At 72.6% G+C, this 23754-nt stretch carries 20 protein-coding genes; 10 read left to right on the forward strand and 10 right to left on the reverse strand.

Features of this window, described 5'->3' with window-relative positions; translation table 11 throughout:
• Positions 1-2: 2 nt before the first annotated feature.
• From O7597_RS02445 to O7597_RS02455, 3 genes are all read right to left on the reverse strand, one after another.
• Positions 3-950: an ROK family glucokinase gene (locus O7597_RS02445; protein WP_269738665.1), complete on the reverse strand. Its 948-nt coding sequence runs from the start codon at positions 948-950 to the stop codon at positions 3-5.
• Between the two features lie 69 nt (positions 951-1019).
• Positions 1020-1724, reverse strand: a complete 705-nt coding sequence (locus O7597_RS02450) for a hypothetical protein (protein ID WP_281581906.1) — start codon at positions 1722-1724, stop codon at positions 1020-1022.
• Positions 1725-1764: 40 nt separating this feature from the next.
• Positions 1765-2220 (reverse strand): SRPBCC family protein, encoded by a 456-nt coding sequence (locus tag O7597_RS02455; RefSeq protein ID WP_281581907.1) that lies wholly within the window; start codon positions 2218-2220, stop codon positions 1765-1767.
• A 145-nt stretch (positions 2221-2365) separates the two neighbouring features.
• On the opposite strand from O7597_RS02455, the gene O7597_RS02460 reads away from it, so the two are divergent.
• The 5 genes from O7597_RS02460 (at position 2366) to O7597_RS02480 (ending at position 9257) form a co-directional block, all read left to right on the forward strand.
• On the forward strand, positions 2366-4165 hold the full coding sequence (locus tag O7597_RS02460; RefSeq protein ID WP_281581908.1) for a long-chain fatty acid--CoA ligase: 1800 nt from the start codon (positions 2366-2368) through the stop codon (positions 4163-4165).
• A 14-nt stretch (positions 4166-4179) separates the two neighbouring features.
• Positions 4180-5874: a GAF domain-containing sensor histidine kinase gene (locus tag O7597_RS02465; RefSeq protein WP_269737527.1), complete on the forward strand. Its 1695-nt coding sequence runs from the start codon at positions 4180-4182 to the stop codon at positions 5872-5874.
• Between the two features lie 7 nt (positions 5875-5881).
• Positions 5882-6550, forward strand: a complete 669-nt coding sequence (locus O7597_RS02470) for a response regulator transcription factor (RefSeq protein WP_007072219.1) — start codon at positions 5882-5884, stop codon at positions 6548-6550.
• A 162-nt stretch (positions 6551-6712) separates the two neighbouring features.
• The gene (locus O7597_RS02475) at positions 6713-7522 is read left to right on the forward strand and encodes an SAM-dependent methyltransferase (RefSeq protein WP_269738666.1); all 810 of its coding nucleotides are present in this window, start codon (positions 6713-6715) and stop codon (positions 7520-7522) included.
• Positions 7523-7601: 79 nt separating this feature from the next.
• Positions 7602-9257: a bifunctional diguanylate cyclase/phosphodiesterase gene (locus O7597_RS02480; RefSeq protein WP_269738667.1), complete on the forward strand. Its 1656-nt coding sequence runs from the start codon at positions 7602-7604 to the stop codon at positions 9255-9257.
• A 50-nt stretch (positions 9258-9307) separates the two neighbouring features.
• Here O7597_RS02480 and O7597_RS02485 read toward each other — a convergent pair whose 3' ends face one another.
• The 3 genes from O7597_RS02485 to O7597_RS02495 form a co-directional block, all read right to left on the reverse strand.
• Complete coding sequence (locus tag O7597_RS02485; protein ID WP_269737528.1) at positions 9308-10432, reverse strand: glycosyltransferase family 4 protein; 1125 nt, start codon at positions 10430-10432, stop codon at positions 9308-9310.
• A complete protein-coding gene (locus tag O7597_RS02490) occupies positions 10429-11688 on the reverse strand; it encodes a M48 family metallopeptidase (RefSeq protein ID WP_269737529.1) in 1260 nt (419 codons plus the stop codon). The genes O7597_RS02485 and O7597_RS02490 overlap by 4 nt, the downstream gene beginning before the upstream one ends.
• A gap of 180 nt (positions 11689-11868) precedes the next feature.
• Positions 11869-13302 carry an NYN domain-containing protein gene (locus tag O7597_RS02495; protein ID WP_269737530.1) on the reverse strand — a complete coding sequence of 478 codons (1434 nt, stop codon included), beginning with the start codon at positions 13300-13302 and terminating at the stop codon, positions 11869-11871.
• A gap of 127 nt (positions 13303-13429) precedes the next feature.
• Between O7597_RS02495 and O7597_RS02500 the strand changes: the two genes are divergently transcribed.
• From O7597_RS02500 to O7597_RS02520, 5 genes are all read left to right on the forward strand, one after another.
• On the forward strand, positions 13430-15184 hold the full coding sequence (locus O7597_RS02500) for a DEDD exonuclease domain-containing protein (protein ID WP_269737531.1): 1755 nt from the start codon (positions 13430-13432) through the stop codon (positions 15182-15184).
• 129 nt (positions 15185-15313) lie between these two features.
• Positions 15314-17101: an HD domain-containing protein gene (locus O7597_RS02505; RefSeq protein WP_269737532.1), complete on the forward strand. Its 1788-nt coding sequence runs from the start codon at positions 15314-15316 to the stop codon at positions 17099-17101.
• 74 nt (positions 17102-17175) lie between these two features.
• Positions 17176-17718, forward strand: coding sequence for an NUDIX domain-containing protein (locus O7597_RS02510; protein WP_269737533.1), 543 nt, complete (start codon positions 17176-17178; stop codon positions 17716-17718).
• Between the two features lie 53 nt (positions 17719-17771).
• The gene (locus tag O7597_RS02515; protein WP_332317112.1) at positions 17772-18602 is read left to right on the forward strand and encodes a sugar phosphate nucleotidyltransferase; all 831 of its coding nucleotides are present in this window, start codon (positions 17772-17774) and stop codon (positions 18600-18602) included.
• Positions 18603-18963: 361 nt separating this feature from the next.
• Positions 18964-19251: an Lrp/AsnC ligand binding domain-containing protein gene (locus O7597_RS02520; protein WP_269737535.1), complete on the forward strand. Its 288-nt coding sequence runs from the start codon at positions 18964-18966 to the stop codon at positions 19249-19251.
• 48 nt (positions 19252-19299) lie between these two features.
• Here O7597_RS02520 and O7597_RS02525 read toward each other — a convergent pair whose 3' ends face one another.
• From O7597_RS02525 to O7597_RS02540, 4 genes are all read right to left on the reverse strand, one after another.
• On the reverse strand, positions 19300-19977 hold the full coding sequence (locus O7597_RS02525; RefSeq protein ID WP_269737536.1) for a DUF4142 domain-containing protein: 678 nt from the start codon (positions 19975-19977) through the stop codon (positions 19300-19302).
• A gap of 164 nt (positions 19978-20141) precedes the next feature.
• Complete coding sequence (locus tag O7597_RS02530) at positions 20142-21761, reverse strand: ubiquinol-cytochrome c reductase cytochrome b subunit (protein WP_281581909.1); 1620 nt, start codon at positions 21759-21761, stop codon at positions 20142-20144.
• Positions 21758-22843 carry a Rieske 2Fe-2S domain-containing protein gene (locus tag O7597_RS02535; RefSeq protein WP_269737538.1) on the reverse strand — a complete coding sequence of 362 codons (1086 nt, stop codon included), beginning with the start codon at positions 22841-22843 and terminating at the stop codon, positions 21758-21760. Before O7597_RS02535 ends, O7597_RS02530 begins: the two co-directional genes overlap by 4 nt.
• A gap of 11 nt (positions 22844-22854) precedes the next feature.
• On the reverse strand, positions 22855-23694 hold the full coding sequence (locus O7597_RS02540; RefSeq protein WP_269737539.1) for a cytochrome c: 840 nt from the start codon (positions 23692-23694) through the stop codon (positions 22855-22857).
• Positions 23695-23754: the final 60 nt, after the last annotated feature.

Genomic DNA, 23754 nt, shown 5'->3' on the forward strand with positions numbered 1-23754 from the left:
CGTCAGATCCGCCGGGCCAGGTCGGCGGCGCCGATGACGCCGGCGGAGTTGCCGAGCTCGGCCGGCCGGATCTCGGCCACCGGCAGTCGGCTGCGTTGCGCCAGCGCTTCGGTGAACGAGCGACGGGTGGGGCCCATCAACAGGTCGCCGGCGTCGATGACGCCACCGCCGACGACCAGGATCTGCGGGTCGAGGATCTGTGCCATGTCCGCCAGGCTGGTGCCGAGCCAGCGGCCGACCTGCGCGAACGCCTCGGCCGAGACGGGGTCGCCGCCCTTGGCGGCGGCGGTGACCATCGGGCCGGTGATCGCCTCGGCCTCCCCGTCGGCCAACTCCAGCAGGGCGGCGGCCCGGTGCGGCTCCTGCCGGGCGGCGGCCCGGGCGAACCGGACCAGGGCGCTGCCGCTGGCGTACTGCTCGATGCAGCCGAGCCGGCCGCACCCGCACTGGTGGCCGTCGGGGACGGTGAGCATGTGGCCGAGTTCGGCGGCGATGCCGTGGGCGCCGCGGACCAGCCCGCCGCCGAGCACGATGCCACCGCCGACGCCGGTGCCGATGGTGAACATGACCATCGAGTCGTCGGCGTGGCGGGCGGCGCCGTAGCGGAACTCCGCCCAGGCCGCCACGTTGCCGTCGTTCTCGACGATGACCGGCAGCCCGACCGCCGCGCTCACGTACGCCCGCAGCGGCTCGTCACGCCAGGCCAGGTTGGGGGCGAAGAGCACGGTGGAACGGCTGGCGTCGATCCAACCGGCCGCGCCGATGCCGACCGCCTGGATGTCGTGGCCGGCGGCCAGTTCGGCGACCAGTTCGATGATGACGTCGCGGGTCTTGCCGACGTCGTCGGCGGGGGTGTCCCGTCGGGTCTGCACGAGGACCGTGCCGGTGTCGTCGACGACACCGCCGGCCACCTTGGTGCCACCGACGTCGACTCCGATGGTCAGCGTCACCGCCGCCACTCCCCTCTGCTGTGCCACCCGCGCACACCTGCCCTCGCCGGTGGTGCGGGTCGTCCGTGGTCAGGCCCCGTCGCCTGGTGCGTCCTGCCGCCCGCCGGGCACGGTACGGCCGTCCGGTGCGGGCTCGTCACCCGGCGCGGGCTCGCCGTCGGGTACCCGGGAGGCGGGCACCACGCGACGCTCGGTCGACGCCCGGCGTCCGGCCGGCGCGACCGGCCCGGCGGCGTCGACGGGCACGGCGGTCGGGACGGCGACGTCCTCCACCCGGGTCGCGGCGGACCAGACGTCCCGCTCCGGTGCCGGCTGAGAATCATGCCCGGTCCGGGTGGCCTCGCGCCACACGTGGTCGCCGTACGGGTCGGCGGACGCGGTGGCGGTGGACTCGGCGGCGGGGCCGGGCGCCGGTTCGGCGGTCGAACCGGCCGAGCCGAAGGCGCGCAGGAAACTGGCCAGGCCAGCGGCCAGGTCCCCGGCACCGGTGGCCAGTCGTTCGGCGAATTCGGGGCTCGGGTCGCGCAACGCGGCGATGCCCCGACATACCGGGCAGACGCAGCATTCGGCCGCGCCGGTGGCGAAACCGCCCCCGGTGCCACCGGACGCGGCCCCCGGGGCGTCGTTGTGACCGAGGACACCGGTCACGATCCCGCCGAGCGGGCCCAGCGGCACCGCCGCCGGGTTGGCGGCGGCCATCCGCACGGTGGCCAGCAGAGTGGCGACCAGCCGCTCCGCCTCTTCCCGGGCCGTGCCCGGATCTGTCGCACCCATGCTGGGCTCCTCTACCGCGGCGGCCGGGTCGCCGGACGCGTCACTGCGCCGCACCGGATGTTTCTACCCGGCGCTTGAGCTGCTTCAACGCCGCATCCATGATCATTTTCTCGGCCTTGCGACGGAACATGCCGAGCATCCCGACCGCGAGCTCCACCTCCAGGGTGTAGGTCACGGTGGTACTCCCGTCGGCGTTGCCCACCAGGTCGTACGCGCCCCGCTGCGCCTTCTGCATCTTCGACGGGGCCACCAGGTGCCACTCGACGCGGGACAGGTCCTCGGCGTAGGCGTACGCCAGCACGTACTCGTCGGCCATCACGGTCGCGTCGAGGACGAAACGGACCTGGCTGGCGTAACCGTCCTCGTACTCCTCGATCACCTCCGCCTCGCGGACCGCGTCGGTCCACTCCGGGTAGCTCGGGAAGTCACAGATGACCGCGGCCACCCGGTCCGGTGACGCGCCGATGATGATCGACTGGGTGGAGGAGTCCGCCATGGTGGGAGGCTACCGTCCGGTGACCGCCCGCGTGCCGCGCCGCCCACCTGCGATGTGCTCCCGGCCGACCGGGCGGGTAGGTTTCGACGAGGCCACCCGCGCAGGTGGCGGCCCGACCCGGTCCCGTGAGCACGAGGGAGTGCAGGTGCGCGAGTTCACCGTCCCGCCGATCGTCACCGTCGGCGATTCGGCCAACCTCACCGATCCGGTCTGGGACAACGCCGAGGCCGCGCCCGACGCGGTGCAGTTCGTCCGCCGCGACGCCACGGGCGCCTGGACCGACGTGACCTGCCGGCAGTTCCGCGACGAGGTGGCCGCGGTCGCCCGCGGGCTGGTCGCCGCCGGGGTGCGGCCGGGCGACCGGGTGGCGCTGATGAGCCGCACCCGGTACGAGTGGACGCTCGTCGACTACGCCATCTGGGCGGCCGGTGCGGTCACCGTGCCGATCTACGAGACCTCCAGCGCCGAGCAGGCGGCCTGGATCCTCGGCGACTCCGGCGCGGTGGCCGTGGTGGTGGAGAGCACCGCGCACGCCACGCTGGTGGCCGGCGTCCGGGACCAGCTGCCCGCCCTGTCCCACGTCTGGCAGATCGACCTGGGTGGGGTGGACGACCTGATGGCCGTCGGCGCGGAGGTGGAGCCGACCGAGATCGAGCGCCGCCGCGCGGGCCTGCGCTCCTCGGACGTGGCGACGATCATCTACACCAGCGGCACCACCGGCCGGCCCAAGGGCTGCGTGCTGACCCACCGCAACATGTACGCCGACATCGCCAACGCCGTCCCGGTGCTGCCGAACCTGTTCGGGCCGAACGCGTCGACCCTGCTGTTCCTGCCGCTCGCGCACGCCTTCGCCCGGCTGATCCAGATCGGCGTGGTGCAGGCCCGGGCCACGATGGCGCACTGCTCGGACACCAAGAACCTGGTCGCCGAGTTGCAGGAGGTCAAGCCGACCTTCGTGCTCTCGGTGCCCCGCGTCTTCGAGAAGGTCTACAACGGCGCCAAGCAGAAGGCCGAGGCCGGCGGCAAGGGCGGGATCTTCGCCCGGGCCGAGGCGGTCGCCATCGCGTACAGCGAGGCGCTCGAGACGTCGGGCGGGCCGGGCCTGGCGCTGCGTGCCCAGCACGCGCTCTTCGACCGGCTGGTCTACGGCAAACTACGGGCCGCGCTCGGCGGGCGCTGCCGCGACGCGATCTCCGGCGGCGCACCACTCGGCGCCCGGCTCGGGCACTTCTTCCGGGGCATCGGCGTGACCGTCTGCGAGGGGTACGGCCTGACCGAGACCTCTCCCGCCGCCTCGGCCAACCTGCCCGGATTCACCCGGATCGGCACGGTCGGCCGGCCGTTGCCCGGGGTGACCATCCGCATCGACGACGACGGCGAGGTGCTCGTCGCCGGAGATCTCGTCTTCCAGGGGTACTGGCACAACGACGCGGCCACCGCCGAGGCGCTCACCCCGGACGGCTGGTTCCGCACCGGCGACCTGGGTTCGCTCGACGCGGACGGCTACCTGACCATCACCGGCCGGAAGAAGGAGATCATCGTGACGGCCGGCGGCAAGAACGTCGCCCCGGCCGTGCTGGAGGACCAGGTCCGGTCGCACCGCCTGGTCAGCCAGTGCGTCGTGGTGGGTGACCGGCAGCCGTTCATCGCCGCGCTGGTCACCCTCGACGAGGAGGCCCTGCCGGGCTGGCTGGAGTCGGCCGGGCTGCCGGCGGACACCGGGATCGAGCAACTGCGCGAGCACGAGGGACTGCGCGCGGAGATCCAGGCCGCCGTGGACCGGGCCAACCAGTCGGTCTCCAAGGCCGAAGCGATCAAGGTCTTCCGGGTGCTGCCGCGCGACTTCACCGAGGCGACCGGGGAGTTGACCCCGTCGCTGAAGGTCAAGCGCCAGGTCGTGCACAAGACGTACGCGGCGGAGATCGCCGACATCTACCGCGGCTGACTACGATCCGTCACGTGCCCGCCTCCACATCCGCCCTGGCCCGCTCGCACCCGCTCGCCGCGGCGGCCCGCGTCGTCGTACTCACGCTGGTCGCCGTCCTGACCCTGTTCGCCACCCGCGACGTGGCCCAGCTGTGGTGGATCGTCCTGCTGGCGCTGGCCGGGCTGCCGGCGATGCTGGCACCCCAGCACCGGCTCGTCGGTCCACTCAGCCGGGTGGCGGAGGTGGTGGTGCTCGGTCTGGCGGCCAGCCAGGTCGCCGCGGTGGCCACCGTCGGCGGGCACATCGGTGGTCTCGGCGCCTCCGCCGTGCTGCCATACCTCGCGGTGCCGGTGACCGTCACCGCGCTGCGTCGCCGCTTCCGGGAGGGCGCGGCGCTGATCGCCGTGACCGCCGGCAGTCTGCTGCTCGCCGGCGCGGTCACCGAGGTGGGTGGGGTCCGCCAGCTCAGCCAGCCCGGCTATCTCGCCGTCTGCGCCCAGTGGCTGATCCTCGCCGCCCTCGGTCTCTACGCCGCCGGCACCCTGCACCGGGTGATGCAGGCCCGCCACGACAGCAAACCCCAGCCGTACGCCGAGGCGACCCGGCTGCTGACCCAGCTGCGTACGGTGGCCCGTCAACTGCCCGGGGCCACGCTGGACCCGGGCGGGATCTCCGAGCACCTGTTGGAGGAACTGCGCACGGTGGCCCGTACCGACCGGGGCGCGGTGCTCTCCGCCAGCGGTGGTGGCCGGTTGGTGGTGCTCGCCCAGCTCGGCGCGGACCGGGTCGACTGGGAGACGACCATCGACGCCGACTCGGCCATCGCCGACGCCTGGGCCAGCCAGCAGTGGCAGACCTCGGCCCGCTCGCAGTCCCGCTCACATCGTGGTGGCGAGGTCTCGGCGCTGATCGTGCCGCTGGTGGCCGGGTTGCGCACGGTGGGTCTGGTGGTGCTGGAGACCGACACTGCACACGCGTACCCGCCACCGGTGGTGGCCCAGGTGACCGCGCTGACCGGCCCGGCCGCGCTGCGTCTGGAGGCTGCCCTGCTCTTCGACGAGGTGCGCTCGCTGGCCACCAACGAGGAGCGGCAGCGGCTGGCCCGGGAGATCCACGACGGGGTGGCCCAGGAGCTGGTGATGGTGGGCTACGGCATCGACAACGCGTTGGCCACCGTGCACGACGACGCCGAGGAGACCGCCGAGTCGCTGCGGCTGCTGCGCCAGGAGGTGACCCGGGTGATCACCGAGCTGCGGCTGAGCCTGTTCGAGCTGCGCAGCGAGGTGGATCGGCACGGTGGCCTGGCCGCCGCGATCGCCGAGTACGCGCGCACCGTCGGCGCCTCCGGCGGACTGCGGGTCCACCTGTCCCTGGACGAGTCCACCGCCCGGCTGCCCGCCGCGACCGAGGCCGAGTTGCTGCGCATCGCCCAGGAGGCGGTCACCAACGCCCGCAAGCACGCCGGCGCGGCCAACCTCTGGGTCACCTGCGAGGTGGATCCGCCGTACGCGCAGATCGAAGTGTCGGATGACGGTCACGGCATAGGTGACCAGCGCTCGGACGGGCACTATGGTCTTGCGATCATGGCCGAGAGAGCGGAACGTATCCGGGGCCGGTTGGAGATCAGGCCGCGACAGCCGAGCGGGACGACCGTCGCGGTGGTGGTCGGTTCACCGCCCCGGCGCGATAACGTTCGCGGTAGCGCCGCCGCAGCAGAAGGGGAGTAAGCCGAGGATGACCACAAGCCCGACACCGGCAACCCGTACCAAGGTCCTCCTTGTCGACGATCACGACTTGATCCGCAAGGGCCTGCGGCACGCCTTCGAGCGCGACCGGCAGTTCGAGGTCGTCGGCGAGGCGGCCACGGCGGCGGAGGGCGTCCGGCAGGCCGGTGCCCTGCAACCGGACGTGGTGATCATGGATCTGCGGTTGCCCGACGGCAGCGGCCTGGAGGCCACCCGGGCGCTGCGCAAGTCCAGCGCGTCGATGGGCATCGTGGTGCTCACCATGTACGCCGGCGACGACCAGCTCTTCGGCGCCCTGGAGGCGGGGGCCAGCGCGTTCGTGCCGAAGACCGCGCCGGCCGACGAGGTGGTCGCCGCCGCCCGGCACGCCGCCTCCTCCCCCAGCGCCTTCACCGCCGCCGACCTGGCCGAGGCGATGAAGCGTCGACTCGCCCCGTCCGGCCCGCAGCTGTCCCCCCGCGAGGGTCAGGTGCTGCGGCTGCTCGCCGACGGCATGAGCGTCGCCGGCATCGCCAAGCAGCTGTTCGTCAGCGAATCGACCGCCAAGACCCACATCTCGAAGCTCTACGAGAAGCTCGGCGCGGCCAACCGGGCGCAGGCGCTGATGACCGCGCTGCGGCTCGGTCTGCTCGAGGCACCGGACGCGCCGAAGTTCTGATCGGCGCGAGACCGACGAAGATCCGTGTCCCACCGCGGCGGGGCACGGATCTTCGCATCGACAGCCTCCGGCCCGTACCGGCTCTGGCCTCCCTTGCGAAAGCGGGGCAGAATACCCGCCGAGGCGGCGTCGCCGCCGATGGTGGGCGAAGGGGTGAGGCACTTGCAGCGGCCGGACTGGGCACCCGAGTCGATCGACGTCGAACGTCCCAGCGTCGCCCGCATGTACGACTACTATCTCGGCGGCTCACACAACTTCGCGGTGGACCGGGCGACCGCTCGAGCGATGGTGGCGGTGGTGCCGCAGGCACCGCTGATGGCCCAGGCCAACCGCGCCTTCCTGCGCCGCGCCGTGCAGTTCCTCACCGACGCCGGCATCCGGCAGTTCCTGGACATCGGTTCCGGCATCCCCACCGTGGGCAACGTGCACGAGATCGCGCAACGGCACGCCCCCGACTCGCGGGTGGTCTACGTCGACGTCGACCCGGTCGCCGTGGCGCACAGCCGCGAGATCCTGGCCGGCAACGACCGTACGGCGGTGATCCAGGAGGACCTGCGCCATCCCGACCGGATCCTGGCCCATCCCGACGTGCGCGCGATGCTCGACTTCTCCCAGCCGATGGCGGTGCTGGTGGTGGCGGTGCTGCACTTCGTCTCCGACGACGACCGGCCGGCCGAGGTGCTGCGGACGCTGCGGGCGGCACTTGCCCCCGGCAGCTACCTGGTCCTGTCGCAGGCCAGCGACGACGGCCGGGACGAGGCCGAGCGGGCCGAGGCCGAGGAGGTCTACCGGCGCACCGACAACCCGCTGTGGATACGCAGCCGGGCCGAGCTGACCGGGTTCTTCGACGGCTTCGAGTTGGTCGAGCCCGGCGTGGTGTGGGTGCCGCAGTGGCGTCCGGAGACGCCGGAGAGCGCCGAGGACGCCGAACGGGCGGTCTTCCTCGGCGGGGTCGGGCGCCTCGGTGGGTAAGCCCGCGGACGGCCGGCCCTGCGTCGGCGTGTTCGCCCGCGCCTGGGCGAAGGCGGTATCGGGCACCAGCTATCTGCCGATGACCCACGCCCAGCTCGAGGTGCTGCTGCAACGGCTCACCGACCTGCTCGCCGAGGCGCTGCGGGCGGAGCCGCTCGACCTGCGGGTCGGGCACCGGGTCGCCGACGAGCTGGTCGCCGCGCACATCGTTTCCGCCGAGGCCCTCGGGCGGACCGTCGAGGTGATCCAGCTTCGACTGGTCCGCGACCTCGACCTGGTCGCCGACGACATCGAGGACCGGATGGCCCGCCTGCTGGGCGCGGTCGCCACCGGTTACGCCCGGGCGCTGCGGGACCGGACCCTCGACGAGCAGGAGTCCATCCGGCGGGCCGCGATGACCGCCCGCGCCGAGGCGGAGCAGGCTCTCCGGGCCAGCGAGGCCCGCTTCCGGCACCAGGCCACCCACGATCCGCTGACCGACCTGCCGAACCGCACGCTCTTCGCCGAACGCCTCGCCGCCGCCGTCGACGCGTCGGCCGGCAGCGGCCGCCGGGTCGGGTTGTGCTTTCTCGACCTCGACCGGTTCAAGCGGGTCAACGACTCCTTCGGACACCAGATCGGCGACCGCGCCCTGGTGGCGGCGGCGCGGCGACTGCGGCGGGCGGTCGAGCCGCACCTGGTCGCGCGGCTCGGCGGGGACGCCTTCGTCGTTCTCGTCGAACGGTCCACCGGCACCGGAGACGTGGTCGCCGTCGCCGAGGCGGCACTGGCCGCGCTCTCCGAGCCGGTGGTGGTCGACGGGCACGACGTGACCGTCACGGCGAGCGTGGGCATCGTGGAGCGACGGGTCGCCGGCACCTCACCCGACGACCTGATGCGGGCCGCGGGCAGCACGCTGCACTGGGCCAAGTCGGCCGGGGGCGCGGGATGGGCCCTGTACGACGCGGAGCGCGACGGCCGGGAACAGGCCCGCCAGGAGCTGTGCGCGGCCATCCCGGCGGGGCTGGAACGGGGTGAGTTCTTCCTCGACTACCAGCCGTTGACCTCGTTGCACGACGGTTCGCTGCTGGGCGTCGAGGCGCTGGTCCGGTGGCGCCACCCACGGCTCGGGGTGCTGCGCCCGGACAAGTTCATCGGTCTCGCCGAGGAGACCGGGTTGATCGTGCCGCTCGGCGGCTGGGTGCTCGCGGAGGCGTGCCGCGAGGCGGTCGGCTGGACGTCCACCTCGGGTGAGCCGCCGTACGTCAGCGTCAACCTGGCGGTGCGGCAGGTCCGCCGCCCCGGTCTGGTGCAGGAGGTGCGGGCCCTGCTGCGACGTACCGGCCTGCCGCCGAACCGGCTCCAACTGGAGATCACCGAGAGCACGATGATGACCACCTCCGAGGAGCCGGTACGCGCCCTTCGCGCCCTCGCCGACCTGGGCATCCGGATCGCCATCGACGACTTCGGTACCGGCTACAGCAACCTGGCCTATCTGCGGGACCTGCCGGTGACCGAGTTGAAGGTGGCCGGTGAGTTCGTGCGGGGCCTGCGCACCCCGGAGGCCCGCGCCGACGAGCGGATCCTGGCCTCGCTGGTCTCGCTGGCACACGCGCTGGACCTGACCGTGACCGCCGAGGGGGTGGAGACCGGCGGCCAGGCCGAGCGGCTGCGGGCGATCGGCTGCGACGCCGGTCAGGGCTGGCACTTCGGCCGCCCCGCCTCCCCCGACCACATCCTCGCCCGCATCCGCTGAGCCCGCCACCACACGGCAGCTGTTCGGCGGTCCGGACAGTGAGCCGTTACTCAGCCGTCGAGCAGCGTCGCCAGGCGTCGGGCCTGCGTCTCCCAGCGCCACTCCCGCTCCACCCAGGCCCGGCCGGCGGTGCCGAACTGCCGGGCCAGGTCCCGGTCGGCCAGCAGGGTGGCCACCCGGTCGGCGAGTTCGGCGAGATCCCGACCGTCCACCACGTAGCCCGTCTCGCCCTGGCGCACCGCGTCCGGGGCACCGCCGGAGTCGCCGGCGACCACCGGCAGACCGGTCGCCGACGCCTCCAGGTAGACGATGCCGAGCCCTTCGACGTCCAGGCCCCGGTTGCGGGTGCGGCACGGCATGGCGTACACGTCGCCGGCCGCGTAGTGGGCCGGCAGTTCTGCCGAGGGCACCGAACCGGTGAAGACCACGTCCCGCTCCACCCCCGACTGCCGGGCCAGCCGGGCCAGCGTGGTCCGGTACGGTCCACCGCCGACCACCAGCAACGCGGCGTCGGGCACCCGGCGGCGGATCAGCGGCATCGCCCGGATCAGCATGTCCTGGCCCTTGCGGGGCACCAGCCGCGACACGCAGACCACCACCGGCCGGTCGGCCAGGCCGAGCCGGTGCCGCACCGCGCCACCGTCGACCGACGGGTGGTAGACGTCGGTGTCCACGCCGGGCGCGAGCCGCCGCAGTTCGGTCAGGCCGTCCACGGCCCGGGCCAGCCGGGTGCGGGTGTACTCCCCCAGGTAGGTCACCACGTCGGTGTCCCGGGCGATGCGCCGCAGCGCCGTCCGGGCCATCGGCAACGCCGCCCAGCCGACCTCGTGACCGTGGGTCAGGGCGACCACCCGCCGGATCCCGGCCCGTCGGCGCAGCCCGGCGGCGAGCAGGCCGAGCGGAGCCGCCGCACCGAACCAGACCGTGTCGCAGCCGTACGACCGGGCCAGTCGGGCGGCCCGGCGCGCCACGAGGGGGGTGGGCAGCAACACCTTGGTGCGCTCCCGCACCACCTCGAACGGCTGGTCGGCGTCGAACTTGTCCGCCCCGGCCCAGCGTGACGCGTACACCACCACCGAACCGGCCGGCTGACGCACCGCGAGGTTGTGCACGAACGACTGGATGCCGCCCGGCCGGGGCGGAAAATCGTTCGTCACCAGCAACGTGCGGCTCACCGGGAAACCTTTCGGGCGTACGCGCGGGCGGCGGCGATCCGCTCCACGGTGGACGGGTGGGACGCCGAGTAGAGGTACTCCCAGCGGGGCGGGTCGGGGTCGGAGAGGTTGACCGCGGACAACCGCCGCTGCATCGACTCGAACGCGGCCGGGTCGCCGGTCAACGCCAGCGCGTGTGCGTCGGCGCGGGCCTCGACCCGCCGCGACATCAGCGCCTGCACCGGGGCGAAGACCAGCCCGGCCACCGTGACCAGGGCGAGCAACAGCGCAAACGCGCGGGGTTGCGCCACCGAGTCGACCCCGGCCAGGCGCAGCAGCGGCGGCCAGGAGCCGATCAGGTAGAGCGCCACCACCGCGGCGGCGGCGCCGAGCGCGCCGGTGAGCGTGCCGACCGGTACGTCCCGGTCCCGGGCATGGCCCAGTTCGTGCGCCACCACCGCGGTCACCTCGGCCGGCGTCGCCTCGCGCAGCAGATTGTCGTAGACCACCACCCGGCGGGTCGGTCCCAACCCGGAAACGTACGCGTTGACCGCCCGGGTGCGCCGGGAGGCGTCGGCGACCAGCACGTCGCGTACCGGCACTCCGTCCCGTTCGGCCAGCTCCATGAGCTGGCTGCGCAGCGGGGACGGCTCCATCGGACGGAACCGGTTGAAGACCGGCTCGACAAGCACCGGCAGCACGAAGGACAGCAGCGCCACCAGGGTGGCGGCACCGGCCGCGCCGAAGGCCCACCACCAGCGGGGGGCGAGTCGCACGACGGTGTAGAAGCCGAGCAGCGCCACCGCACCGATGACGGCGCTCACCGCGTACGACTTGAGCAGGTCCACCGCCCAGCCGCCCCAGCCGTTGGTGGCCAGCCCGTAACGGGTGAGCACGCTGTGCCGCCAGGCCGAGAACGGCAGGGTCACCAGGTCGGCGACCAGCACCACGGCCAGACCACCGAGGATCGCCTGTGCGATCCAGTGCCCGCCGAAGGGCCGCCCGGCCAACTCCACCAGTCGGCTGCCCAGCGGGGTCAACCCGAGTGCCAGGGCCACCAGCAGCCCGACGCCGAGCGCCGCCCACCCGCCGGGACGCAGCGCGGACCGGAACTGCCGGGCCCGCTCCACCTGCTCGGTCGGCAGATCACGCAGGGCGGCGAGCTGGTCCGCCCGGGGGGCCGGTGGACGCTGCCACGGGATCAGCACCAGCGCCGCCACGACCAGGGCGACACCCAGTCCGGCCAGGGTCAGCAGCGCCCATCCTCGCGGGCTCACCACGCCGTCCCGTCCGGCACCGGCGATCCGCCGCGGCGAACGCGAACCGTTCCGTCGCCCGCCGTGCGCCTCATGCCTGCCGCTCCTGTCGCCATGGGCGCCCATCCTATGTCCCGGGGTGGGTCCGCCCCACGCCCGTCGACCCACCGCAGGGCCGGCTCAGGACCACCGCGGCCGGGCTCAGGACCGCGACAGCCGGCGCACCAGCGAATCCGCCCCCAGCGGGTACGCGCCGTGCCGGCGTACCCCGTCGGCCACCTCGCGGTCGGAGGACACCACCACCACGGGACGGCCCGGTGGTTCGGCCCGCACCAGTCGGCGGATCAGCTCGTCGGCGGTCTCACCCTTGCGGGAGAACAGCACCCGCACGCCACGCGGGGTGGGTGGCAGGCCGTGCACCCGTTCGGCGCCGTCGAAGACCACCGTGACCTCGTCACCGGTCTGCGCGGCGATCCCGCCGAGGCCGCTCACCAGCCGCTTGCGCTGCTGTTCGAGCGACATCTCCCCGAAACCGCGTTTGGTCACGTTGTAGCCGTCGACCACCAGGTGCGCCCGGGGCAGCGCCAGGAGCTGGTCCAGCCGGGCCGGGTCGTCGGTGTCCTGGGCCCGGGCGGCGGCCCCGGTGGCGGCGGTGGGGGCATCGGTGAAGGAGTCGGCCACGAAGTCGGCGGGCAGCTTGTCGACCGGATCCAGGGCCAGCTCCCGGCGCAGCCCGACGGCGGCCTGACCGATCGTCTCCAGCAGCAGCCACAGTCGCGCGTCGTCGACCGAGCGCGCCTCCTTGGCGCTGCTGCGGGCCGCACCGGCCGCGGCCTCCGCCTCGGCCAGCCGGGCCCGGACCCGGCGCAGTTCAGCGTCCGCGTCGGCGGCGGCCCGGGTGGCCCGGCCGCGCTCGGTGGCCAGCAGCTCGTTGGTCCGACGCTCCCGGGCCTGGCTCTCCCGCAGCGTACGAGTCAGTTGCCGGGCCTCCTCGCGCAGTTGGCCCAGTTCCTCGCGTACCCGGGCCAGTTCGTCGCGCAGCTTGTCGGCCTCCACCCGGGCGACCGCCCGGTCGTGCTCGGCCCGGGTGGCCCGCTGTTCGGCCTGCCGGACCAGTTCGGCCACCACCGCCGTGTCCGCCTCGGCGCGAACCGCCGCCCCGCTGGCGTCGATCAGCTCCCGCCAGCCGCGCGGACGGGCCAGGTAGGCCAGGGCCGCCACCTCGACCGGATCGGCGGCGGCGGGCGCGGTGCCCTCCACCACGGCGGTGCCCAGGTCACCGGCGTCGGCCAGCACCCGTGCGGTGACCCGCTGCCGGAACAGCGGATCGGCGGTGAGTTGGGCGGCGATCGCCGGCGCGCCGAGCCGGGCGCGCCGATTCGGGGCGAACTTGGCGACCCGGCGCAGCGGCACGGGCACCTCGTCGGCGGGCAGACCGGGCAGCACGGCGGCGGTGAGCGAGACGATCCGCTGTCGCACCGGCTCGGGCAGGATCGGCTCCGGCTCCGGCTGCCCCGGGTCCGCCGGCCCGGGGTCCGGTGTCGGGTCGTCAGTGGCACCGTCACCGGCCGCGGGCACCGCGACGACCTGCTCCTCCTGCGGGAGGTTGTCGTCGTGCGGCTCGGTGAGGGGCATGTGGCAAGTCTCCCACCGGGACCGGGCCCACCGCCCGGTGAGTGAGCCGATCTCTCATCCTAGACCGGTGGTGACGTCTGGGGCCGGTGGGGCGCGAGTGTCGGACCGGACCGTTACGGTGCCGCGGATGGCAGCACAGGAGTTCCGGCAACCGCCGCTGGCCGGCCTCGACCCGACCGTCGACGGTGTCGACCCGGCGCTGCCGCTGTACGCGACGACGTTCGTGGTGGTCGACCTCGAGACCACCGGCGGCGCGCCCGACGGCGGCGGCATCACCGAGATCGGCGCGGTCAAGGTGCGCGGCGGCGAGGAGCTGGGGGTGCTGGCCACCCTGGTCAACCCCGGGGTGCCGATCCCACCCTTCATCACCGTGCTGACCGGCATCACCCAGGCGATGCTGCTGCCGGCGCCGCCGATCGAGCAGGTGCTGCCGAGCTTCCTGGAGTTCGTCGCGGACGCCGTGCTGGTCGCCCACAACGCGCCGTACGACGTCGGCTTCCTCAAGGCGGCCTGCGCGAAGCACGGCTACCGCTGGCCGAACCCACGGGTGCTGGACACCGCGGCGCTGGCCCGACGGGTGCTGCTGCGCGACGAGGTGCCCAACCGTAAGCTCGGCACGCTCGCCGCGTACTTCCGGGCGGCCACGCAGCCGACCCACCGGGCCCTGGACGACGCCCGGGCGACCGTGGACGTGCTGCACGGGCTGATCGGCCGCCTCGGCGGGCACCGGGTCGACACCATCGGCGACGCCATCGAGTTCGCCCGCGCGGTCACCCCGACGCAGCGTCGCAAGCGGCATCTGGCCGACGGCCTGCCCCGCTCCCCCGGGGTCTACATCTTCCGGGCCGCCGACGAGCGGCCACTCTACGTCGGCACCTCCCGGGACATCGCCACCCGGGTACGCAGCTACTTCACCGCCGCGGAGAAACGCGCCCGGATCTCGGAGATGCTGGCCGCCGCCGAACGGGTGGAGGCGGTGGAGTGTGCGCACTCGTTGGAGGCCGAGGTGCGTGAGCTGCGGCTGATCGCGGCGCACGCGCCGCCGTACAACCGACGGTCGAAGTACCCGGAGCGGGTGGTCTGGCTGAAGCTGACCGACGGGCCGTACCCCAGGTTGTCGGTGGTCCGGGAGATCTCCCCGGGTGACCGCGCCTACCTCGGCCCGTTCACCTCGCGGCGGGCCGCCGAGCTGGCCGCCGCCGGCTTCCACGACGCGGTGCCGCTACGGCAGTGCACCCACCGGTTGTCGCTGCGTACCGTCACGCCGGCCTGCGCGCTGGCCGAGCTGGGCCGCTGCCCGGCACCCTGCGAGCACCGGATCTCACCCGAGGAGTACGACGCCCGGGCGGTCACGCCGTTCGCCACCGCCACCACCGGCGACCCGCAGCCGGTGGTGGACGCCCTGCTCGCACGGATCGAGGCGCTCTCGGCCGGCCAGCGCTACGAGGAGGCGGCCGTGCTGCGCTCCCGCCTCGCGGCGGTGCTGCGGGCCGCCGTACGCATGCAGCGCCTCGCCGCGTTGAGTGGGCTCGCCGAGGTGGCCGCCGCGCACCCCGCGGCCGGCGGCGGCTGGGAGCTGGCGCTGGTACGTCACGGCCGGCTCGCCGGTGCCGGCGTGTCACCGCCCGGGGTCCATCCCCGACCGACGTTGACCGCCATCCGGGCCACCGCCGAGACGGTGCCGGCCGGGCACGGCCCGGTCCCGGCGGCCAGCCCGGAGGAGTCGGAGCGGATCCTGTCCTGGTTGGAGCGACCGGAGACCCGACTGGTCGAGATGTCCGCCGGTTGGTCCTCGCCGGTGGCCGGCGCGGCACGGTTCCGCGACCTGTTGACCAAGGCGGAGAGCGCGGCGTCCCGGCAACTCTGGTCCGAACGCTCATGAGCAACTGTCCGATCGGACTACGTCGACTCACTTACTCTGTTAAGGAAGTGCAGTCCTGCCCGTTTCGAGGGTCTGCTCCCGCTTGCCGGATTCCGGTGGTGGTGCAGCAGGCGTGAGGGGGTGTCCCAGGTGGACGTCAACGCCGGCCACGGCGGCGCCCTGGGCGGTGCGCTCCCGACACAGCCCGGCGAGCTGCCCCTGACCAGACGACTCCGATCGCTGCTGACCTGGCCGACCACCGAGACCGAGCCGGTCGGCCAACTGGTACGCACCCACCGCGCCATCCACTCCGGTGCCGACCCGGCGGTGCTGCGCCGGGCGTACACCATCGCCGACAACATGCACCGGGGGCAGTTCCGCAAGAGCGGGGAACCGTTCATCACCCACCCGCTGGCGGTCGCCCAGATCTGCGCGGAACTCGGCATGGACACCACCACTCTGGTCGCGGCGCTGCTGCACGACACGGTGGAGGACACCCGCTACACGTTGCAGGCCCTCGCGGAGGACTTCGGCCACGAGGTCGCCCACCTGGTCGACGGGGTGACCAAGTTCGACAAGGCGTTCTACGGGCAGGCCGCCGAGGCGGAGACCATCCGCAAGATGATCATCGCGGCCGGCAAGGACGTCCGGGTGCTGATCATCAAGCTCGCCGACCGGCTGCACAACATGCGCACCCTGGGCGTGCGCTCGGCCGCCTCCCGCGAGCGGATCGCCCGCAAGACCCAGGAGGTGCTGGTACCGCTCTGCGACCGGCTGGGTATCCAGACCCTCAAACGGGAGCTGGACGACGTGGTGCTGCTGCACCTCGAGCCCGACGAGCACGCCCGCATCGCGCGACACGTGCACGACCGGCCCGGCTGGGACAGCTACCTCGCCGAGGTGGTCGCCCAGGCCAGGGTGGCGCTACGGCGCAGCCGGGTCGACGCGGAGGTGAACCCACGTCCCCGGCACCTCTACTCGATCTGGAAGGACACCGTGGCCGGCGGCCACACCGCCCCGTTCGACCTGCCCCGGATCACCATCGTGGTCGACGGTCCGCCGACCGACTGTTACGCGGCGCTCGGTGCCGTGCACGGCCTCTGGCGGCCGGTGCCGGGCCGGTTCAAGGACTTCATCGCCTCACCGAAGAACAACCTCTACCGGTCGCTGCACACGAGCGTCTGCGGACCGAAGAACCGCACCGTCGAGGTGCTGATCCGCACCACGGAGATGCACCGCGCGGCCGAGTACGGGGTGGCGGCCGACTTCCGCTTCCCCCGCTCCGGCGGGGCCACGGCCCGCTCGGGGCAGCTCGACTGGCTGCGCCGGGTGCTGGACTGGGAGCAGGATGCCGCCGACCCGGCCCAGTTCCTGCACTCGCTGCGCTGCGACCTGTCCGAGGCGCAGATCCAGGTGGTCGCCGAGGGGCGGCAGATCGTGCTGCCGGCCGGTGCCACCCCCGTCGACCTGGCCTATGAGCTGGGTACCGATCGGGGTGACCGGTGTCTGGCGGCCCGGATCAACGGTCGGCTGGTCCCGCTCTCCTCCGAGCTCGAGGAGGGTGACGTGGTGGAGATCTTCACCGAGACCGACGAGGAGAGCAGCCTCGACGCCGAGGTGGCCCCGCGTGGGCCGCGTCGTGAGTGGCTGGGGTTCGTCAAGTCACCACACGCCCAGATGCAGATCAACAGGTGGTTCGCCGAGCACAGCGAGCCGGGGATCTCGATCAGCGACAAGGTCCGCCTGGGCCGAGCCACCATCGGGCTGGCCCTGCGCCAGCACAACCGGGGGCTGGCCAGCGATCTGCCGCTGCTGCGCCTGTCGGAGGAACTCGGCTACCCGGACCTGGAAACCCTGCTGGTCGCGGTCTTCGACCGGGTCATCGAGCCGGACGCCGTGGTGCGTCAACTCATCGACCTCGTCGACCACCGTCAGTGACCGACCCGGCTCCGCCCGGTACTCGGCGTGGTCCTCGTGGCGCGGGCGAGCCGCACGGCCACTAGCCTGGAGTCATGATCCCCCGTACCCGCCGCACCGGTCGCGCCGTCGCGTACCAGGTCTTCTACCGGCTGCCGCTGCCGGTCCGACGCCGGCTGGTCCGGATGGCCGTGCCGAAGTACATCGTCGGTGCCGTCACCCTGCTCCGCGACAGTGAGGCGTCGGGCGCGGGCCGGTTGCTGCTGCTGCGGCAGCCGCCGGGCCGGGGGTGGACCCTGCCGGCGGGCTTGCTGCAACGCGGCGAGAACCCGGCGGTCGGCGCCGCCCGTGAGTTGTACGAGGAGACCGGGGTCCGGCTCTCCCCGGCCCGACTCACCCCGGCGGCACCCAACGCCATCGTGCACGCCAAGGGATGGGTGGACGTGGTGTTCACCGCCGAGGTGCCGGCCTCGCGCACCGAGCTGACCGTCGACGGTGCCGAGGTCTTCGAGGCCGCCTGGCATCCGCTGGACGACCTGCCGAAGCTGACCTGGCCGACCGCCCGCCTGCTGGCCTACTACGACATCGGTCCGCTGGCCGGGCAGTTCCCGCCGCCGCTGCCCGACACGACGCCGTGACCCGGCCCGAGGGCGCGGCAGGCGACAGTCGGCCCACCGCGCCCGCTGACGGCATCTGCGCGGTGGTGCTCGCCGCCGGCGAGGGCACCCGGCTGCGTCCACTCACCGAACGGGTACCCAAGGCGCTCTGCCCGGTGGGCAACGTGCCGCTGCTGGACCGGGCGCTGGCCCGGCTCGCCGGTCTCGGCCTGACCGGCCCGGCCTCGGTCGCGGTGAACGCCTGCTACCTGGGCGACCAGGTGGTGCGGCGGGTGGGTGCGCGGGCGCACCTGTCGGTGGAGCCGGGCAGCCCGCTCGGCACCGCGGGCGGCGTGGGGCGGCTGCGGGACTGGATCGACGGCCGCGGCGTGCTGGTCGGCAACGCCGACGCCTACCTGTCCGACCCGGCGACCCCACCCGGCCCCGACATCGCCGCGCTGCTGGCCGGCTGGGACGGCGAGTCGGTGCGCCTGCTCGGGCAGCCGGCCGCCGACCCGAAAGCGCCGGGCACCTTCGACGGGCACGTCTTCACCGGTTTCTCCCTGTTGCCGTGGCGGCTGGTCCGCGACCTGCCCGCCACCTTCGGCGACCTGGTACGCGCGGTGTGGCGTCCGGCCGAGGCCGCCGGCCGGCTGACCGTGGTCGGCTACCGGGGCACCTTCATCGACACGGGCACCCCGGCCGACTACCTCGCCGCGAACCTGCACGCCGCGGGCGACGGCTGCCTGATCGATCCGACGGCCACCGTCACCGGTCACAGTCGCCGGTCCGTCGTCGGCGCGGGCGCCACCGTCAGGGGAACGGTCACCCGCTGCGTGATCTGGCCGGACGCCCTCGTCGACAGCGACGAGGACCTGCGCGACGTGATCCGTGTCGACGCCGACCTGACCGTCCCGGCGGCCTGATCCGGCAGATCAACCACCGGACGTCACCGTGGGTAAGGATCAGGCCGGTCGCCCCCTTCTCCCCCGCCGCCTTTGCTCTGCTTCACCATACGCAAAAGTCACCCTCCGCAAACCGGCGGCAGCGATCATGGCAACGTCGTGTTGATGTCGCCGCTGCAAGACGGCCATTGCGTCGGTTGAAGCAGAGCAAAGCGTCGGCATAGGAGACTGGTCGGGTGGCGTCGGACAGGAACCACCGTCACTCTACGTACTAGTCACCGAGAGTTGTCGTCCCCGATGGAGCGACGGATCGCCACAGCGCACCGCATCGGCACCGCACGACTAGCATGGGCTGCGAAGCCGACGAACGGAGAACCCTCCAGTGATCACCGCGATCGTGCTGATCGACTGCGCCACCGACTCGATCCCCGAGGTGGCCGAGGCACTGGCCAACCTGCCGGGGGTGAGCGAGGTCTACTCGGTGGCCGGGCACGTCGACCTGATCGCCATGGTCCGGGTCCGCGAGTTCGAGGAGATCGCCCAGATCATCGCGGGCAGCATCTCGAAGGTGCCCGGCGTGCTCAACACCGAGTCGCACATCGCCTTCCGCGCGTACTCCCGGCACGACCTGGAGGAAGCCTTCGCCATCGGGCTGGGCAGCACCGACTGAGCCGGCCCACCCCAACCGGGGTGGACCGGCTCGGCTCGTACCGCCGGGTCAGCTCTGCTGCGGCACCGGGGTCTCGGTGACGGTGCCACCGGGGACCGGCGCCTCCTCGGTGAAGGTCTCACCCGGGGTCGGCGTGGTGCCGCCCGGAGCCGGGACGGTGCCACCCGGGCTGGCCGTGCCGCTCGGGCTGGTCTCCGGGACCGGGATGCCGAGTTCCTCGGCCAGCATCACCAGGGCGTCGTAGTGCGCCTGCAGGACCGGCAGCGCGGTCTGCGCGAGCTGGACCACCTGCGGCTCGGTGCCCTGCGAGATCTCCGTCTGGGTCGCCTGGATGGCCTGGACGTGGCCGGCCAGTTCCTGGGTCACCCAGAGCCGGTCGAACTCCTCACCGCTGGCGTTGTTGAGCTGGTCGAGACCGGCCTGCTGTTCCGTGGTGGGTTCGCTCGGCAGGTCGACGTTCAGCTGTCCGGCCAGCTCCTGCACCGACTGGTCCAGTTCGGTGTGGTCCGTGACGAACTGCTGCCCCAGCTCCTTGACCTGCTGGTTCTGGCCCTTCTCCTGGGCCAGTTCACCGGCGGCGATCTCGTACAGGTTGACCTGGTGGACCGCCTGTAGGTACTGGGTGTCCTGTTCCGACGGCTGCGCCGCCGCCTGCGCCGCCGCGGCGGGTGCGACCCCCACCAGCACCAGCGCGGCCAGCAGGCCGAGGCGTTTGATACCCAACATGCTTCCTCCCCGTTGAGACGTTGGACCGCACGGATACCCGGCTGACCGGGGTTATTCCTGCGATCCGCGACGGCGGGGAAGCGGTGACGACGTCCGGATGCGGTGAAACGGGCGTGGCGCCCGCCGGAGCAGGTCCGACGGGCGCCACGTCACGTTGCGACGGATCAGGGGCGGGTGTCCCCGCTGGTGATCTCCTCCCGCTCCGGCCGCGGCTCGACCGGGGGGTGCCCCGGCGAGACCGGTGCCTCGGCCGGCCGCTCGATCGGGTAGAAGAAGCCCCGGATGGCCGGGCCGAGGGCACCGAGCCGGTTCATCTTCTTCGGTACCACCCAACCGGCGTAATCCAGCTCGCCGTGCCCGTCGCCCCCGCCGAGCGGCTGGTGCACCTCGACGAACCGCCCGTCCGGCAGCCGCCGGATGATGCCGGTCTCCACGCCGTGCGCGAGGACCTCCCGGTCGTGCTGTTGCAGGCCGAGACAGATCCGGTAGGTGACGTAGTAGGCCAGCGGCGGCAGCAGCAGCAGACCGATCCGGCCGGCCCAGGTCATCGCGTTCAGGCTGATCTGGAACTTGTCGGCGATGACGTCGTTCGCGCCCGACAGGGTCAGGATCACGTAGAACGTGAGGGCCATGACGCCCAGGCCGGTGCGGAACGGGACGTCGCGGGGACGCTGGAGCAGGTTGTGGCTGCGGTAGTCCTTCAGGTGGCGGGCCTCCATGAAGGGATAGAGCAGGGATATCGCCACCAGGATGCCGGGTAGCACCACTGTCGGCCAGAACAGCGGCGGGATCACGTAACCCTCACCGATGGGTATGGTGATCTCCCAGTCGGGCATCAACCGGGTCGAGCCGTCGAGGAACATGACGTACCAGTCGGGCTGGCTGGCGGCCGAGACCACCCACGCCTCGTACGGACCGAACAGCCAGACCGGGTTGATCTGGAACAGACCGCCCATCAGCGCGATCACGCCGAAGACGACCATGAAGAAGCCGCCCTGCTTGATCGCGTAGCGCGGGAACATCCGCTCGCCGACCACGTTGCCGTTGGTCCGGCCCGGCCCCGGCCACTGGGTGTGCTTCTGCTTGAACACCAGGCCCAGGTGGACGGTGATCAACGCGACAAGCAGACCCGGGATGAGCAGCACGTGGGCGATGAAGAACCGGCTGATGATGATCGTGCCGGGGAACTCGCCGTTGAAGACCGCCGCGGTCACCCAGGAACCGATCACCGGGATGGACAGCATGATCGCCGAGGCGATCCGCAGGCCGGTGCCGGACAGACCGTCGTCCGGCAGCGAGTAACCGGTGAAGCCGGCCAGGAAGCCGACCCAGAACAGCAGCGAGCCGATGATCCAGTTGGTCTCCCGCGGCTTGCGGAACGCGCCGGTGAAGAAGACCCGCAGCATGTGCACCACGATCGCGGCCATGAACAGCAGCGCCGCCCAGTGGTGCATCTGGCGCATGATCAGGCCGCCGCGGACGTCGAAGGAGATGTCCAGCGTCGAGGCGTACGCGGCCGACATCGGCGTGCCCCGCAGCGGGGCGTAGCTGCCGTTGTAGATGACCTCCGTCATCGCCGGCTCGAAGAAGAAGGTCAGGAAGACCCCGGTCAGCAGCAGGACGATGAACGAGAAGAGCGCGATCTCGCCGAGCAGGAAGGACCAGTGGTCCGGAAAGACCTTGTTGAGCAGTCGGCGCAGCGGGGTCGCCACCTGGAAGCGGTCGTCGACCGCTCGGGCGGTATTGCCCGGCACCGCTGCCACGTCAAACTTTCGCCGCTTCACGGCCGCTCCCAGAAGTCGGGCCCGACAGCCTCGGTGTAGTCGGACGTCGCCACGAAGTAACCCTCAGCGTCCACCTCGATGGGCAGTTGAGGCAACCGCCGGCTGGCCGGACCGAAGATCGGCTTGGCGTTGTCGGTGATCAGGAACTGTGACTGGTGGCACGGGCAGAGCAGCCGGTTGGTCTGCTGCTCGTACAGGCTCGCCGGGCAGCCGGCGTGCGTGCAGACCTTCGAGTAGGCGGCGTAGTTGCCCCACATGTAGCCACCGTGTCCGGCCCGCTCGTTGTTGCGCCGCGATTCCACGGCGTCGTCCTCGCGCAGGTGGATCAGCAGGGTGGGCGAGTCGGCGTACCGGTTGCTCACCCCGTGCTCCACGCCCGGGAAGACGGTGATCTGACCACCGGCGCTGATGTCGGCCGGCCGGATCGGCCGACCGTCCTCGCGGACCAGGCGGATCTTCTGACCGTCCCGGGGGGCGAACCCGGTGGTCAACATCTGGTCGTCCTTGTGCGGGTCGGAGATCAGCCCGCCGACCAGCGGCGCGGCGGCGACGGCACCGACGGGCAGCAGACCGGCCAGCAGCGAGACGCCGAGCAGCGGCCGACGCTTCACGCCCAGCTCGTCGGCCATGTACGCCATGGTCTCGCCGGTGATCCGCTGGTCCTCGGCGGGCGGGGCACCCTCGTGCCGATCCTGGATCGACACCTCCTTGGGCAGCAGCTTCTTGCCCCAGGTGAGGATGCCGAAGCCGATGCCGAGCAGGGCGACGCCGAGGGTGACGCCGAGCAGCGGGGTGTAGAGCTTGTCGCCGCCGCGACCCGGCTCGTACTCCCAGGGCCACCAGATGTAGATCGCCAGGAAGGCCGTCGCCGCCAGCCCGGTCAGCAGGAAGAAGCCCGCGACCGTGCGGACCAGTCGCCGTTCGGCCTTGGTGCCCGGGGCCACCTGCGGCTCGTAGTGGACGATCTCGATGTCGTCGCGCCGAGCGCCTTCCCGGACGATGTCGAACCGGCTGAGCCGGGGGTCGTTCACGTCGAGCGGTTCCCCGCCCGGCAGCGTCGGCTGCCCGGTCTGGCTGCTCATGGTCCCCCCGCTCACGACTTGCCCGCGATCCACAGGCTGGCGAAGACCAGCGCGACGATACCGACGAGGAAGATCGCCACCCCCTCGGTGGAGGGTCCGTACCGGCCGAGGTTGAACAGGCCGCCCGGGTCGCCGTCGTCCTTCAGCGTCTGCTGGATGTAGGCGATGATGTCCGCCTTCTGCTCCGGCGTGATCTGGTTGTCACCGAAGACCGGCATGTTCTGCGGACCGCTGAGCATCGCCGCATAGATCTGCCGGTCGGTGGCCGGCCGCAGGCTCGGCGCGTACTTGCCGGAGGAGAGGGCACCGCCGCCACCGCTGAACGCGTGACACTGCGAGCAGTTGATCCGGTAGAGCTCGCCGCCGATCGCGACGTTGCCGTCGGCGTGCAGGTTGTCGCCGGCCGGCACCACCGGGCCACCGCCGAGTTCCTGGACGTACGCCGCGAGCTGGTCGATCTCGTCGCGGGTGAACACCTCGGGCTTGCGCGCCGCCTGGGCCTCCTGCCGCGCCATCGGCATCCGACCCGTGCTCACCTGGAACTCCACCGAGGCGGCACCGACGCCGATGAGGCTCGGCCCGCGCCCCTCGACTCCCTGCGCGTTGCGACCGTGGCAGCTCACACAGCTCACGTCGAACAGCGCCTTGCCGTCGGCGGCGGCGCTGCTCAGCGGCGGGTTCTCCTGGGCGGCGGCGCCGGGGGCGAGCACGGTGTAGGCGCCGCCGGCCAGCATCAGCGCGGCGACCAGCCGGACCGCAGCACCCAGCCGGCGGCGGCCCCTGCTGGGCGCCCCGGGCCGCCCGCGCAGCCGCGCGAACAGACCGCGTCGGCGGTCGTTGTGAGAAGTCATGACCTGTGTCCTTAACCGGTTGGACCTTGTGTTGCGGGGGGTGGAGCAGCGGCAAGGCGG

Origin of the sequence: Verrucosispora sp. WMMC514 (assembly GCF_027497295.1) — a bacterium.
GTDB classification, from domain to species: Bacteria; Actinomycetota; Actinomycetes; order Mycobacteriales; family Micromonosporaceae; genus Micromonospora; species Micromonospora palythoicola.